The sequence below is a fragment of the Fibrobacter sp. UWR3 genome, from assembly GCF_900143055.1.
Taxonomy (GTDB): domain Bacteria; phylum Fibrobacterota; class Fibrobacteria; order Fibrobacterales; family Fibrobacteraceae; genus Fibrobacter.
On record NZ_FRCW01000003.1, the window covers coordinates 356072 to 371137 of the forward strand.

The following is a 15066-nucleotide window of genomic DNA, read 5'->3' on the forward strand; positions in this document are numbered from 1 at the left end:
ACCCTATGCACTCGGTAATGCGCGGGGGCTAGAACCCCTGTATGATTGTGAAACGGTATTCCCGACCGGGAGCCGGATAGGGCGTATATATGTTGCGGTAGGTCTCGTCCGAAATATTGTCCACCGCAAACATAACCTGCGTCTTTTCCCAAGGCTGCCATGCGAGCGAAGCGTTGTAACGGGCAACCGGGGGCTGCCTCGTAAAATTCATGCGGTCACTGAAGATACGCGTCCTGTACGTAGCCTGGAAAATGGCCCTCAGGTCAAACGGCAAGAAGAACGTGCCCTCGACAAAATAACTGTGCACAGGTTCACCCGGCAGCAAGTTCCCGTTATAGGCCTTGTTCGCGCCATCGTCACGCGGATCCTGGATGGTCCCGCGCAGCACGGCCTGGAAGAACTTCACCGGACGGCTTTCCAATTCGAGTTCCACCCCGCGAATAACCGACTTGTCGATATTGAATGCCTTCATCAGGTTGGTACTTATAATCCAGTATATCCCATTCTCGATGTGGTTTTCGAAATAGGTAGCGCGCAATACCGAACGGTTTTTCGGGGTGGCAAGCGAAAGCCCCGCGGCAAAGCGCAAGGCAGATTCATCCTTGAGCGTTGGGCTCGAGAGCGTTCCCGGATACACGCCATAAAGTTCCATCAGCTGCGGCTGCCTATAAAAGCGCCCAAACGAAATGTTGCCGCCAATCCAGGAGTTCTTCTTCCCGAGTTTCGCCTGCACCATTCCCGCAAGGCTCAGGTCACGATCCGTCGCCTCGTTCACCACCGCGGCACCCGTAGTCATCAGCACCTGACCGCCACCGATATCGTCGTACGTCTTCAGGATGTTACCTTCGGCAAAAAGCGAGAACCAATCCGTAAAATTGTATTCCGCATTGCCCGCAATGGAGCCCGCAAGGCGTTCCAGTTCAAAACTCTCCAGCGTTCCGCGCGATTTCCAGAGTTCCGCGCTACCCGCGAGGCGCAGGTAAGCCTCGAACTTATCCAGCAACAGGTTCGCCGACATCTCGGGAATGGCCCTGTAACCCGCAAGCCCGTACTCCCTGAAATCCTTCGAGAGGTAGCCTATCTTGTCAAGCGGGTAATACGACGAAGACATGTTCTTCTCGAACTTGCCGGTAATACCCGCCGTCAGGAGCAAGATGTCGAAATAAGTCGGGAATTCCATCCGGTACGCGACCTGCGCCATGTCGCCCACAAATTCCGCCACATAAGTCTGCAGGTCTTCCATGCCGGGGTTCCCTGCCTGCGTGTGCAGCGCGCTTGCAGACAAAATAGAGAAGGCTCCGTTCCCGTGGAGCATGCGGTACTGGAAACTGCCGGAATATTCCGTGAACTCCGCGTTCCTGCGCCTGTCCTTAAAATCGTCCTCGTCGTTATAGAGCGTGCCGTTACGATTATCGAACTCGTAGTCGTTGTCGCTGTGGCGCATGGATGCTGTCGCAGAGAACTGCACGCTGTCCTTGACTCTTGCGGAAACCTGCACGGAGCCCTCGAACGTGTTGTGCGAACCGTAGCTCGCAATGACGCGCCCCTTCGGGGTCTTGCCGCTATGCAGCGCATCCTTAGTCACGAAGTTTATCGCACCGCCAAGGCCCGCGCCACCGAACTTCGCCGGAACCCTGTCCTTGTAGACCTCTATCCTCTCGATATTGTTGAGGTCAATCACCCCCAAGTCAGCAGCACCGCCGCCCGCATCGTTCAGGGGTATGCCGTCAATGCAGATCAGCACATTACGCGCAGCAATCCCGCGGATAGACACCGTCTGGAAACTGCCCATGCCGCCCTGCTTGTAGCCCTGTATGCCCGAAAGCGACGAAATAACTTCGGATGCCGAAAGGCCGAGCCCCTCCCATGCGGAAGGCGTAATTTCCATGTAGTCCGTTCCAGGATTTTCTGTCTCGGCAATAGCGTAAGACTCAACCTCCGATACGCCCAGATCCTGCACAGGTGCAGACTCATCGACAGCGGTATCCTTGGATGACGAGGGAACTTGCGCGTAGGCACCAGCCCAAGCACAGCACAAAAACACCGCATATACAGCGGCTTTGCAGAATGACGTCGTTCGCATCGTTCCTCAACACAGTTTCCCGCAGTTCTTCTGGCTCGGGGATCAACCTACTCCCGGCTCCTTCACACGCGGGTCACGCGCATTGGTTCATGCCGGTTTCGTCCTCCCTTACAGCGGCGCGACCGCCCCCGGCTTTCACGGGGTTCTCTCCTTGCAAACTGCCCGGCTGGGCCACCTGCAAGAGCTTTTCAGGGCACAGGAAACTTTTTGCAAAATATAGCATCTTTTTCTACGCATACAATGCGTCAAAAAAATTATATTCTTACCATGCTGTTCATCCACCAATTCCCCGACTGGACTCACTTCCGATTCGATTCAAAGAAAGTGCTCGACGCACTCGGCAGGGCTCGTTTTGCCGAAGGGAAACTCGCCGGCATCTACGACATCTGCGGCAAACGCGAACTCGAAAACAGGCTCCTCGCCGAAGACATCGTGGCAAACTTCGCAATTGATTCGCACCCGCTCGACACGGAACCGGTTCTCACAAACATACTGCTGAAGGCACAGGGGAACGAACCGCACGTCAAGAACTACCTGGGCGCCATCGCAAACTCCCAGAACCCGCTCACGCCCGAACGCCTCCAAAGCTGGCACCAGGCACTATCCCGCACAAGCAGTTCCGGCCTCCGCGACACAGGAAGCACCGTAACCGAAAACGCACAGGGCATCCAATTCAGCGGACCCGGTCCCGAAAGGTTGCAGGGCGAACTTGAAAACTTTCTGAACTGGTTCGAGACCACCCCGCAAGAAGGCATGATAAAGGCTGCGATTGCGCACTTCTGGTTCCTTACGCTAAGGCCGTTCCGTGAAGGGAACGGAAGGCTCGCCCGCACCATTACCGCGATGCAGCTCTGCAGGGCACGGAACTCCACGCACCTGATTTACGCACTGAACACGCAGATACTAAAGAACCGCGACGAGTACCTCAGCATAATAAACAAGACACAGTGCGGGAACGGAGACATTACGGGGTGGATACTCTGGTTTTTGAACCAGGTCGAAAGCGCAGTACATACAAGCGAAAAAACGCTTGAACCCGGGCTAAAACGTTTCCAATTCCAGGCAAGGCACTCGGGCACGCCCACGGGCGAACGCGAGCAGGCGCTTCTGAACGCCGTACTCTCAGGGAGTATTCCGCGGGATTTTACGGCAAAGGATGCCGCCGCCCTTTTCGGGACAAGCCACGATACCGCACTGCGCGAAATCCAGAGCCTCATGGAAAAAGGGCTTGTCGCCGCAAGCAAGAAGGGCGGGCGCAGCAAGACCTACAGCGTGGTGGAATAACCGCCCGCACGTTTATCGCAGTTATTAAGCCGCTCTCGCGTTTATTGCAGTTATTAAACGGCGCCGCCGTTCTCGCGCATGCGCCTGCGGGCACGGCTACCCGGCCTGTTGCGGCGGCGATGCCTGCGAGCATCGCCATCCTGGCCGTTGCTTCTGGGCTTTCCACCGTTAGTTTGTCCGCTAATCTGCGGCTTATTGCCAACAGGCTGCGCACCCGCGTCACCCCCGCGTTTATTACCATCGTCACCCTCGCATAGGCGAGGGTCTTTGCGCATCTGCTCAAATTTCGAACCATGCGCATTTTCAGCCCGTTGTTTCTTCCCGCGGGCGGGTTTCTCGCGGGACTTATCCGCGCGGGCCTGCGCTTCCCCGCGGTTCATGCGACCACGTGCATTTCGCATCTCGCTCTCGGCAGTTTCCTTCTGCGGGGGCGGCAACTTCTCGTAAATCGCCTTGTCGCCTTCCGGTATGCGGATGCGGGTCAGCTTCTCGATGGCGCGCAAATCCTGCTCCTCGTCGGGCGAGCAGAAAGAAATCGCGATGCCGTCCTTGCCCGCACGCGCCGTGCGGCCAATGCGGTGCACGAACGTCTCGGGCACATCGGGCAGGTCGTAGTTGAACACGTGCGAAACGTCGTCCACGTCGATCCCGCGGGCGGCAATGTCTGTCGCCACGAGCACGCGGATTTTTTCGCTCTTGAAGTTCCCGAGGGCTTCCTGCCTGCGGTTCTGGCTCTTGTTCCCGTGAATCGCCGCACACTTGACGCCCGCCTTCTCCAAGACGCGCGTAATCTTGTCGGCCCCGTGCTTGGTGCGGCTGAACACGAGCACCTTCTTCATCTCGGGGTGGGCCAGCAAAAGCTCCTTCAAAAGCGCTCCCTTGCGGCGCTTGTCGATGCGGTAGAGTTCCTGGCGGATGCGTTCAATCGGGGTACTCTGCGGGGCAACTTCCACGCGCACCGGGTCCGGGCGCAGAATCGTCGCCGCAAGCTTCGTGATGTCGTCGGGCATGGTCGCGCTAAAGAACAGGTTCTGGCGCACCTGCGGGAGCAAGGCTACCACCTTGCGGATATCGTGAATGAATCCCATGTCGAGCATGCGGTCGGCCTCGTCGAGCACAAAGAACTCGAGCGCCTTCAGGGAAACCGCCTTCTGGCCAATCAAGTCGAGCAGCCTTCCCGGAGTCGCCACCAGCACGTCAACGCCGCGCACCAGGTTACGCTTCTGCGAGGCATCGTTCACCCCGCCAAAAATGCACGCCGTCGAAATCGCGGTAAACTGCGCGTACTGTTTGAAGCATTCCTCCACCTGGATAGCGAGCTCGCGGGTCGGCAGCAGAATCAGCGCACGGCAGGTTTTGGGCGCACGGAACTTCCCGGAATCGAGCAGGCGCTGCAGTATCGGGAGCGCGAACGCGGCCGTCTTCCCGGTGCCCGTCTGGGCGATTCCCAGCAGGTCACGGCCCTCCAGCAGGCTCGGGATGGAGCGTTCCTGAATCGGGGTCGGTGTCTCGTAGCCCACGGCGCGCACGGCACGCTGCAGGGGATTTGCAAGGGGAAGTTCCGAAAATAGCATAACGCGCCCAAAGATAGAAAAGCACGCCCGCTTTTCCTAGAGTCTATTCCTCGATGCCCATGAGCCGCATCGCGGCCTTCCAGGTTTCCCTGTTCTCGAAACCGTCGCGCTTGCCACCGCCGTAGCGGGCGTGCGCGAATTCCTCTACAATCGTTTCCCAGCCTTCGAGCCTGCCTTCCTTCACGAGGGCATCCAGGTTCACAGCGGCGGCACTTTCAAAACCCGCGGAAGAACCGCCCGCGCCGTCCTTGCCCAAATTCAATCCCGAGCCGCCGTCCTTACCCGAACCGGCATCTGCGCCGAACTTCTCGAAAACGAACTCCTTCGCTATACTTTCCAACTCCAGGAGCCATTCGCGGCTGTCCGCCACGTTCACGCGCTGCTTGAGCACCATCATACGTTCGCGCAGGGCCTCCTGGGCGGCATTTTTCGTGGCAACGGCCTCCCGTGCCGCCGCCCGCCTTTTCGCGCGCCACAGGCCCGCAAAAAGCACGCAGAGGGCCACCACTGCACCCACCGCAATCGGGAGCGGATTAAAGGGCTCCTCTACGCGAATATCCACGCTCTCGCTCCGCAGGTCAATCGGCTGCCCCATCTGGGCCGGAATCTCGAAGCGCATCGCCGGAATATGCAGGTTGCCCGTATCCTGCGCCGCAATCCTGTAGGTAAAGGTAATCGAGGCGATTTCCTTGCCGTCCTTGACGGACCGCGAAGATTCCTGCGACAGGCCCACCTGCGTGAGCCCCTTCGCGTTCGCGGAGCCTGCAGGCACCACCAGGAGGGCGCTGCCCTGCACGCTCCAGCTCACCGTCACCGGGAACTCGAACGTATCTCCCACGGTAATCGCGGGCATGCCGCCCGCCGGCCCCGCCGTAATCGAAATCCCGAGCTGTTCGGGCGTCGGCATCGCCGGCGCAACCGCCCCCGAATCCAAAGATGCACCCGAATCTGGCACGCTACCCGCACCAGCATTCAACGCGGAATCCGCCGCAACATTTTTCACATTCAAAGAATCATTTTCCATACGCTATGAATATACAAAAAGCCAAGTGTCGCGTGCTAGCTCGCTTGCACATGACCGAGGCGCTCAATATGCATCTGCGAAGCAGATGCCATATACAAAAAGCCGAGAACCGCGCACATCCCCACTCCCGCCATAAACTTTCCTATACCCGAAACAATCATCGCCTTCCCAACAATAAACATCCCATACCCCGCAATTCCAGTAACTAATAACCAGAGACTAATGACTAATAAAAAAAACGGCCCCCCGAAGGGCAGCCGTCTTTTCCACAATTTTCGTTTATCCTAAAGCGGGAGCGTCGCGGGCTTCACGAACAGGCCGTTCAGAAGTTCGCTGTACATCGTCATCAGGATATGCGGGAAGTAGTTGAACCCGCTGAAGGTCTTCGTGTTGAAGCTCGCCGTGCAGGCATCGAGCCATGCCTGGTTGCCGCCCATGCCGGTAAGGCACCAAGCACCGTGCCAGTTCGGCAGCAGCGAGTTCGTAGAACCGTCAGGCTGGCCAGCCACCGCAGAATACATCACCTTGCCGGTCGTCTCGAGGTTCGCCGGGTCGCCGCCCGACTTGGTCGAGATGAAGGTGTTCAGGGTGTTCAGCACCTGCTGGGCGCGCGGATCCTGCGTCCAGTAGTAGTCCCACGCAATACGCCACGGAATGCGCACGGATTCGTGGTAGAACATCCAGTAGGTCTTGTCGGCACTGCCGTTCTTCGGGTTCACCGCGACACCCGCCGTATTCGTCCAGTCGGGGAACACGCCCGTGCCCGCTGCCTGCACTCTCAGCATGTAGTCGTACATCGTGTTGAGCACGCCGGTCCAGTCGTGGTTCTTGTCCACCTGGGCAAAGAGCCTGATGGCAACCGGAGAGAAGTAGCTCAGGTTGAAAATCGGGTCCGCGGTCTTCCAGGTCGCCATGTTGCCGGAATAAATCATGAGCGACGGGCTGATTTCTTCGGTCCAGATAGAGTTCGCGATGGCAAGAGCATCTTCCAGGTACGGAGCCAGGCCCGTCTGGTAGTACGCAATGATAAGCGCAGTTGCAATATCCAGGTCGGCATCCGTCGCCGAAGAGGAATTCGCCGGAGCGCCGAGGGATTCGTACGAGAACGTACCCGTCTTCCACGGGGTCAGCTGCGGGCCTCCCTGGTAATCACGGTAGCCCTTGCTGTAGTACCACAGGGAATTGAACGCATCAAGGTCACCCGCGAACAGCGTAATGAGCATGCCGTAGCCGATACCTTCCGAAACGGTGCAGCCACGCTTCTTGTAGCTGTTGGTGCATTCGTCAATCACGCAGTAGGAGTCGCTACTCGTATCCCAGATGATTCGGGCAGGGAACATTCCCGCAGCCGTATAGGCACCGAATACCACGCCCCAGTCCTGTGCAAGTATCGGGTATGCAGCCGCTTCCTCGATATAGGACTTGTAGTAGGTGCCCTTCCACGAGGCGTACCAGGTGAGCGAAGCCGCAGGATTCGCGGTCGTGGGCAAAATACCGTAGGTCTGCGTGGTAGGCGTGGTGGGCGTCGTACCAGGATCAGGCGTAGGAGTCGACGGGGTGGACGGGGTACCCGGAGTCACAACCGGCGTCGACGACGTAGAAGAATCGTCGCCACAGGCCGAAAACATCATAGCGGCGCTAACAGCGAGCGCCGGCAAGAACCAATTGCGTTTCATTCAAAAAACCTCTCTGTTTTGCCTATAATATACTTTAGAATTTGCATTTTATCTACAAAATAAACAAAAAAACAGCCCGATGCCAGCACTGCAGGCCGCTTTTGTGAATCTTATCACTTATTGCTGAAACGAAAGGCCCCGGACTTTCATCCGAGGCCTTTAGAGATTCTACACAAAAGACTATTCGAGGATAATCTTCTGGGCGAACTTGACGTTCCTGCCTGCAACGCGGAGCATGTACACGCCCGCATCAAGGCCGGTGAGGTCCAGCGTGCTGCCCACGGTCGCGCTCTTCACCACCTGGCCCTGCAGGTTAATCACTTCGGCCTTGGCAGAAGAGATGCCCGAGAACGAGACGGTGCGGCCAGAGAGCATGGCCTTGGCAGAACCGGCAGCGGCGATAGCCTTGATGCCGGAGCAGCAAGAGCACATGCCGTTAGAACCGACCTTCTGGATGAGGAAGTCGCCAGAGGTACCGGCGGTGCCTTCGAACTTCAGCTTGATGGCCGCAGTCTTGGCGAGGACGGTAGCCTGGTCAACAATCGTGCCCCAGCCGGTGCCCTGCTTGAACTTGCTCCACGGGAAGTCGGAAACAGTTATAGTGGCAGCCTTGGCAACGGTAGCCTTGTAGTTGTTGTATTTAGTCACGGTAGCTTCGTCTTCAACACCGAGTTCGATGCCGAAACCAATCGTAGACTGGTACGCAAGGCAGATGCCTCCCCAAGCGGTAATGTCAACACCTTCCTGGCCTTCGCTCCAGATGTTGAAGCCGATACCGGCATACGGATAGTCGTAGCCAGCGCCGAGGGTGACGGTGGCCTTGATGCCGCCGTAGGCTTCGACGAGCGGGCCGTAGAAGTTGTCGTAAGCGTTGGGTTCGACGTCGGCCGGGAACGTAAAGGCAGAAGAACCGCCATCGTTCGCGTCGTTGTAATCGTACCAGTAGCCGGACGTTTCTTCGTCGGAACCGGTTTCGACCTTACCTTCGGTATCGGTGGTGCCGTCCCAGAGGAAGGTCGGAGAGACTGCGCCCTGAGCAAAAGCCATAGCGGCAGCGCCAGCAACGGCTGCAAATGTTTTTACCTTGTTCATAATAACCTCCTTGTGATTACCCACGTGCTTGTACCCCTTTAATCTATACAAAAATTCTCGCACGAGTAAAAAAAATGTGCACCCCCGTAAAAAAAAGCGCACCGTTTGTGACTCCGGTCAAGCAAGGCCCTGTAAAAGAGCATACAAATTATTCCAACTTGGAATACAGATAACTTAAAAATAATCTTTTGCAAGCATTAAAAAACAGGAAACCCCGGACTCGCATCCGGGGTTCCCTTAGACATTCAATTCAGGAGATTATTCGAGAACGATCTTCTGAGAGAGCTTGACGTTCTTGCCAGCAACGCGGAGCATGTAGACACCGGCGTCGAGGCTAGAGAGGTCCATAGCGGAGCTGACGGTAGCAGACTTCACAACCTGGCCCTGGAGGTTGATCACTTCAGCCTTGGCGGAAGAGATGCCAGAGAAGGAGAGGGTGCGACCAGAGAGCATGGCCTTGGCAGAACCGGCAGCGGCGATAGACTTGACGCTGATCGGACTGGTGGAGCACATGCCGTTAGAACCGACCTTCTGGATGAGGAAGTCGCCAGAGGTACCGGCAGTGCCTTCGAACTTCAGCTTGATAGCAGCAGTCTTGGCGAGGACGGTAGCCTGGTCAACAATCGTGCCCCAGCCGGTGCCCTGCTTGAACTTGCTCCACGGGAAGTCGGAAGCGGTAATGGTAGCAGCCTTAGCGACAGTGGCCTTGTAGTTGTTGTATTTAGTCACGGTAGCTTCGTCTTCAACACCGAGTTCGATGCCGAAACCGAGCGTGGACTGGTAGGAAAGGCAAATGCCGCCCCAAGCGGTAATGTCAACACCTTCCTGGCCTTCGCTCCAGATGTTGAAGCCGATACCGGCATACGGATAGTCGTAACCAGCGCCGAGGGTGATGGTGGCCTTGATGCCGCCGTAGGCTTCAACGAGCGGGCCGTAGAAGTTGTCGTAAGCGTTGGCTTCGACGTCGGCCGGGAACGTAAAGGCAGAAGCACCGCCATCGTTCGCGTCGTTGTAATCGTACCAGTAGCCGGACGTTTCTTCGTCGGAACCGGTTTCAACCTTACCTTCGGTATCGGTGGTGCCGTCCCAGAGGAAGGTAGAAGAAACTGCGCCCTGAGCGAAAGCCATAGCGGCTGCGCCAGCAACGGCTGCGAGTGTCATTTTCTTGTTCATAGTATCTCTCTCTTTTTTTTTTGTGAACGCCCCCCGAAGGGAGCAAGGTTTAACGCAAATATATCTTTTTTTTTTGAATGTGCAAGAACAAAAATCAAAAAATAAGCATTTTCCGAAAATGAGTTCATTTCGTCACACTTTTGCCCACAATCGTAGAAAATAGGAACTAACTACCCCGAACCGGCATACGCGGTCCGGCTTTGGTGCGACCTGCGTCACTGTAAAAAGAATTTTACTAGTAATTGCGGTTCTATTAAATATTTTTAAGGCGGGAAACGGGTGTAGTGTTTAGGACACGAAAGTAAACAAGGAAAACGACATTTTACATCAGAAATAAAGACATATAATTTATTTTTGATGCAAAAGGAGTCTTTTATGACGATGTTCAGTAAAACTGTCAAGGCGATTGCAGCAGGCGCTATCCTCCTCGGGGCGGTAGAAGCCAACGCAGCAGCCGCAAACGCAAAACCCCTCCGCATAGGTCCCGTGCAGGTGCATGGCGTCCTGGGAACCAGCGGCAACAAAATCGTCGGCCAGAAGAGCGGCAAAGAAGCCATGCTCCGCGGCATGAGCATGTTCTGGTCCGATGCTACCGGCATCCAGTACTACAACAAGGAAGTCATCAAGTGGGCCGTCAACAATCTGAAAATCGACGTGTTCCGCTACGCCATGGGTGTCCAGTACTACGATAGCGATGGCGGCACAAGCAACAAGCTTGATGACAACTATTCCTACATGAAGGCAGGGGACACGCAGAAGAGCAAGATCGACCAAATGGTCGAAGCCGCTATCGAGAACGACATCTATATCATCATCGACTGGCACAGCCACCGCGCCGACAGCGAAAAAAGCCAGGCCGCTTCGTTCTTTAAGGAAATGGCCCAAAAATACAATAACGTCCCGAACATCATCTGGGAAGTGTTCAACGAGCCTGTCAACCAAGGCTCAGGCGCTATCGCAAGCTATGCGAACGACGTCATCAGCGGCATCCGTGGCACAGGCAACAACAACCTCGCCCTCGTAGGTACCCCGAACTGGTCCCAGATGCCAAATGGGTCCTGCGGTACCGTAAACCAAAAGAACGTCGGCTACGTGTTCCACTTCTACGCAGGCACGCACTCCGTGGGTCAATTCAGCGGCAACATCAATAGCTGCAGGAGCAACAACGCCGTGTTCATTACCGAATGGGGTACCACAACCGCCGACGGTAAGAGCGATGCCAATACAAGTGCATCTTCCGAATGGACCAACTTCATGGAGCAGAACAAGATTAGCAACTGCAACTGGAGCTTGCGCCAGAAGGTGACCACGATCGGTAACGCATCCGATGAAGGTTCCGCCATGTTCGCCGGCGACAAGGCCCTAATTACGCAGGCAGCCCTCTCCGCTGCAAGCTACACCAATTCCGGCACCTTCGTGAAGAACTACCTCACCAAGAACGCTACCGACTGGGCTAGCCAATTCGCAGCGACACTCAAGAGTGGCAGCTGCTCCTTCACTGCAACCACCGTCAAGGAAACTGCGGGCAGCATCGCAAGCTCGCTGAAGTCGGGCTGCACCTATACTTCTAGCAACGAAGCCGTCGTAACGAACGCCGGTGCGATTGTCGGTCCGGGCTTTGTCATCATGACCGGCAATGACGGTTCCCAGTCGGTCGTCACCGTGACCGAAGAACCCAAACAGACCATCGCCGGCTTCGAAGACTTCAACTGCTACATCAGCGGCTCCTGCACCAAGAGCCACACCATGGATGACATGGATGGCGACGGCAAGCAGGAAGTCGTCGTGAACGCCACCGGCAAGACCGACCAGGGCGCCACCTACACCCTCAAGTCCCTGAACGAAAGCATCGTGAAGGTCAACAAGGCCACCTGCACCGGCAAGAAGTGCTACGGCAGCCTCAAGAACTCACAGGTGAACATGTTCGAATTCACGGGCACCATCGGTGAAGCCAAGATCGTGGCTACGGCACCCGCCGTCACGGGCTACATCGCCATGAACGACACCATTACCATTCAGTTCACCAAGACCGGCGACAAGGTCGGCGGCGACTTCAAGAACATGAAGGTCGCGAAGGGCTCCACCACGGCAGTTACCTTCCCCACCGAAACCACCTACGGCAAGGCCCCCATCACCTACACCTTCGACGGCCAGGCTGCCTCGCCCTACATTGAATATATCCCCGGCGCCCCGGGCTACCTCATCGCGGGTAACGAAGACGCCATCGTGACGGTGACGGCAACCGCTCCCGAAACCGCAGAACGCGCCGCAACCGACCTCTCGATTACCATCATCGTGGGCGACAGCGCCACTGCGGCAAGCAAGGGCAACGTGCCTATACCGTTCGTCGCGAAGGCTGCGGGCAAATTCTCCGCGCAGTTCGTCAACGGCGGCATGGTCCTGAAGGCGACCCGTAGCGGAAGCGCCTCCGTCGAGGTGATTACTAGCCTCGGCCAGGTGGCAAAGAGCATGCAGGTGAACCTCGCTGCGGGCCACAACTGGATTCCGGTTGCAGGCATCAGCACGGGCAAGTACATCGTCCGCGTAAAGCAGGGAAGCAGCATCCAGAGCTTCATCCTCGAAAAGAAGTAAGCCGGATTCCCTTACGCTAAGGCATTTAATCCCCGGGCAACACGCCCGGGGATTTTTTGCATATGAGAACGAGCATCTCTGTCGAATCCACATGCCCTTTTCCATAAAATACGGGACGGGTTAATAGCCCACATACGTCACTCTCGCGAAGGCGAGAGTCTATCTAGGCATTAAAAAGAATGGATAATCTTCTGGTTATTATCTCTATGATTTTATAGATTACAGCCCATGAACAGAACAAATGATTTAAAGCCATTCTCAACCTATATCTTGAGCAACTACAACAAGACTGTTCTCTACATAGGTATCACAAACGATTTAAAAAGAAGAATATGCGAGCATAAATCCAAATTAGATCCCAATTCCTTTACCGCAAAATACAACGTCGATAGACTTGTCTATTTCGAGCAATTTCAATCAATAAACGATGCTATCGCCCGAGAAAAACAAATAAAACATTGGAACCGTGAATGGAAAGAAAATCTAATAAACAGAAGCAACCCTAACTGGGATGATTTGTTCGATTATTCTTTATAATATTGATAGATGTCCGCCTACGCGGACATGACAAGAAACTTAGCAAGCACTATACATGCCATCACATAGGCGAAAATACCATTCCCCCATGCAAAATACATAAAAAAAGAAGGCTCCCTGAAAAGGGAGCTCTTAAACTTGCTGATAGAGAGCGAGAATTACTTCTTCTTCGCGGGCTTGTAGTTCACGTCCGGGCGAAGTTCCAGGCCAATCGTCACCAGGATGGAAACGATGGGTTCGTGGTGGTCCTGCGAGAGGTCGTAAACGGCCACGCCGGCGTAGCCATTGTTCTTCACGTTCTCGGCAACTGCCTTCACGGAAGGAATGCCCATGAACACGATGGCTTCTTCCTTGCTCACGGCGATTTCGGACTGGGAGTCGGAATCGTAAGAAACCTTGTAGTCCGGAGTATCGAACTTGCCCATGAGTTCCTTGTACGGCAGGTAACCTTCGTTACCGCTACCCGTACCGTTGTGCGAAGAACCGAAGCCTGTCGCACCGAGGAAGGACTTTCCGTAGAAGTACACGACCGGGTTCAGGAGATCCTTCTGGATGCCCGCACCGGCGGCCTTCTCGAGTGTCTCTGCAATGAACTTTCCGCCCTGGTTCGGAACGAGCGAGGAGTTGTCCTCGTTCATCTGGTCGGGCATGAACACGTTGATGTAGCTCAGCTTGTTCATCACTTCGGCGGTATAGGGTTCCATCGCCACGTAGGGGTACATGGTAGATGCCACGATAGAGCCGGAGAAGGCATCCACGAGGGCGTTCACCATCTTGGCATACCCTTCGGCATCTTCTGCCGTGAGATTCTGCCAGTCGAGTTCCACACCCTTCGCGTTGTGGCTACCGACCCATTCCTTCACGTTCGAAACGAAGGTGGAGAGGAGTTCGTCGGAACCGGCGATAGTCTTCAGGGCGCCCTCGGCTTCCATGCCGCCCACAGAAACCACGAGGTTCACGTTGTTCGCCGCGCACATGACAGCGAGCGAATCGTAGTTGGGGGCATCGTTCTCATCGGGGAAGGCAAGCGAGCCGTCTTCACTCGGAGTAAGGGACGAATAGTGAATATGGGTCACCGTGTTGTAGCGGATATCCTTCGGGTAGAACTGGGAATACTGGCTCCAGTACGGGAAATAGCCAATCACCTTGTCGGCTGCGGCCTGGGACATTGCCACGCAAGCAACCGCGACTGTCGTTACAATAAGCTTGAGATTCATGATATTTCCCACCTTTATTCAGCTGAACTTGAACTTTCTGCGGAGGCTTCTTCGCTGCTGGAACTGTCCGTAGCAGGCTCGCCGCCCTCGCTGCTGGAGCTATCGGCAGCGGGTTCGCCACCTTCGCTCGAACTGGATTCGTCACCTGCGGCATCGGAGGATTCCGGCTTAGCGGCAGAGCTCGAGCTTTCGGGCTCGTCGACAATCGCTTCGGGACAATCATCCTCGACCGGGTCGCAATCCATGCAGTAGGTCACGCCTTCGCTTGCGCAGTACACGTGCTTGGAATAACCAATCGCGGAATTTTCGTCCTGCTGGCATTCACCCTTCTTCACGAGGTTTGCATCCGTCGTGGCGCAAGTGCGGTACGGACGGCCACCAATGACACCATAAACAACGTACTGCCTTTCGATGGCGGCCGTATCGAGCGTAAGCGTATCAAAGATGGCGGCTTCGTTGTCGACACCATAGATGTTGTACGCCCTGACAACCTTCATCTTGTTCTTGTCGGTCCAGAAGTCCGTCTTGGTAAATCCCATATAGTTCGTTGCAAGCAATTCCACCGTCGGCGTATCCGCGAGGAAGGCAGCATCGTCGTTTTCGGCACCCGAAAGGGTGTTCATGATGAGCACCTGATCCTTGAGCTGCAGGCTACGCAGATCCGGGTTCACCTTGATATACTCGGCAGCCGACCAATCCTTCGGGAAGTTTTCCTCGATCGGGTTATCCACTTCCAAGGAGGAGCAAGCCAGGAGCACCAGGGTGGCGCCGGCTGCTAAAAGAGAAATCTTCACATTCTTCATCTACGACCTCA

11 protein-coding genes and 1 riboswitch are annotated in these 15066 nt (G+C 55.7%); of the genes, 3 read left to right on the top strand and 8 right to left on the bottom strand.

Annotated features, from left to right (window positions below):
• Positions 1–28: 28 nt before the first annotated feature.
• Positions 29–2038, bottom strand: a complete 2010-nt coding sequence (locus BUA44_RS05580; protein ID WP_178348747.1) for a TonB-dependent receptor — start codon at positions 2036–2038, stop codon at positions 29–31.
• Between the two features lie 47 nt (positions 2039–2085).
• Positions 2086–2281, bottom strand: a riboswitch (cobalamin riboswitch).
• A gap of 69 nt (positions 2282–2350) precedes the next feature.
• On the opposite strand from BUA44_RS05580, the gene BUA44_RS05585 reads away from it, so the two are divergent.
• Positions 2351–3367 carry a Fic family protein gene (locus BUA44_RS05585; RefSeq protein WP_072809514.1) on the top strand — a complete coding sequence of 339 codons (1017 nt, stop codon included), beginning with the start codon at positions 2351–2353 and terminating at the stop codon, positions 3365–3367.
• Between the two features lie 53 nt (positions 3368–3420).
• Here the strand turns inward: BUA44_RS05585 and BUA44_RS05590 are convergent, their stop codons facing one another.
• The 5 genes from BUA44_RS05590 to BUA44_RS05615 all read right to left on the bottom strand — a co-directional run bounded on the left by BUA44_RS05590 (position 3421) and on the right by BUA44_RS05615 (position 9906).
• The gene (locus BUA44_RS05590) at positions 3421–4941 is read right to left on the bottom strand and encodes a DEAD/DEAH box helicase (RefSeq protein WP_072809516.1); all 1521 of its coding nucleotides are present in this window, start codon (positions 4939–4941) and stop codon (positions 3421–3423) included.
• A 43-nt stretch (positions 4942–4984) separates the two neighbouring features.
• Positions 4985–5965, bottom strand: a complete 981-nt coding sequence (locus BUA44_RS05595) for a BatD family protein (RefSeq protein ID WP_072809518.1) — start codon at positions 5963–5965, stop codon at positions 4985–4987.
• Between the two features lie 284 nt (positions 5966–6249).
• Positions 6250–7641, bottom strand: coding sequence for a glycosyl hydrolase family 8 (locus BUA44_RS05605; protein ID WP_072809522.1), 1392 nt, complete (start codon positions 7639–7641; stop codon positions 6250–6252).
• 180 nt (positions 7642–7821) lie between these two features.
• Complete coding sequence (locus tag BUA44_RS05610; protein ID WP_072809525.1) at positions 7822–8733, bottom strand: T9SS type A sorting domain-containing protein; 912 nt, start codon at positions 8731–8733, stop codon at positions 7822–7824.
• Positions 8734–8991: 258 nt separating this feature from the next.
• Complete coding sequence (locus BUA44_RS05615; protein WP_072809528.1) at positions 8992–9906, bottom strand: T9SS type A sorting domain-containing protein; 915 nt, start codon at positions 9904–9906, stop codon at positions 8992–8994.
• 375 nt (positions 9907–10281) lie between these two features.
• Here BUA44_RS05615 and BUA44_RS05620 point away from each other — a divergent pair, with 375 nt between their 5' ends.
• Together BUA44_RS05620 and BUA44_RS05625 are read left to right on the top strand one after the other, a co-directional pair.
• Positions 10282–12498, top strand: coding sequence for a glycoside hydrolase family 5 protein (locus BUA44_RS05620; RefSeq protein ID WP_178348748.1), 2217 nt, complete (start codon positions 10282–10284; stop codon positions 12496–12498).
• Between the two features lie 228 nt (positions 12499–12726).
• The gene (locus BUA44_RS05625) at positions 12727–13035 is read left to right on the top strand and encodes a GIY-YIG nuclease family protein (protein WP_072809531.1); all 309 of its coding nucleotides are present in this window, start codon (positions 12727–12729) and stop codon (positions 13033–13035) included.
• Positions 13036–13193: 158 nt separating this feature from the next.
• Here BUA44_RS05625 and BUA44_RS05630 read toward each other — a convergent pair whose 3' ends face one another.
• A complete protein-coding gene (locus BUA44_RS05630) occupies positions 13194–14252 on the bottom strand; it encodes a glycoside hydrolase family 18 protein (protein WP_072809534.1) in 1059 nt (352 codons plus the stop codon).
• Positions 14253–14266: 14 nt separating this feature from the next.
• A complete protein-coding gene (locus BUA44_RS05635) occupies positions 14267–15055 on the bottom strand; it encodes a hypothetical protein (RefSeq protein ID WP_072809537.1) in 789 nt (262 codons plus the stop codon).
• Positions 15056–15066: the final 11 nt, after the last annotated feature.

Coding starts and splice junctions, on each gene's coding strand:
- BUA44_RS05615 (WP_072809528.1), bottom strand. CDS start 9,906: ATGAACAAGAAAATGACACTCGCAGCCGTTGCTGGCGCAGCCGCTATG.
- BUA44_RS05595 (WP_072809518.1), bottom strand. CDS start 5,965: ATGGAAAATGATTCTTTGAATGTGAAAAATGTTGCGGCGGATTCCGCG.
- BUA44_RS05620 (WP_178348748.1), top strand. CDS start 10,282: ATGACGATGTTCAGTAAAACTGTCAAGGCGATTGCAGCAGGCGCTATC.
- BUA44_RS05585 (WP_072809514.1), top strand. CDS start 2,351: ATGCTGTTCATCCACCAATTCCCCGACTGGACTCACTTCCGATTCGAT.
- BUA44_RS05590 (WP_072809516.1), bottom strand. CDS start 4,941: ATGCTATTTTCGGAACTTCCCCTTGCAAATCCCCTGCAGCGTGCCGTG.
- BUA44_RS05625 (WP_072809531.1), top strand. CDS start 12,727: ATGAACAGAACAAATGATTTAAAGCCATTCTCAACCTATATCTTGAGC.
- BUA44_RS05605 (WP_072809522.1), bottom strand. CDS start 7,641: ATGAAACGCAATTGGTTCTTGCCGGCGCTCGCTGTTAGCGCCGCTATG.
- BUA44_RS05630 (WP_072809534.1), bottom strand. CDS start 14,252: ATGAATCTCAAGCTTATTGTAACGACAGTCGCGGTTGCTTGCGTGGCA.
- BUA44_RS05610 (WP_072809525.1), bottom strand. CDS start 8,733: ATGAACAAGGTAAAAACATTTGCAGCCGTTGCTGGCGCTGCCGCTATG.
- BUA44_RS05635 (WP_072809537.1), bottom strand. CDS start 15,055: ATGAAGAATGTGAAGATTTCTCTTTTAGCAGCCGGCGCCACCCTGGTG.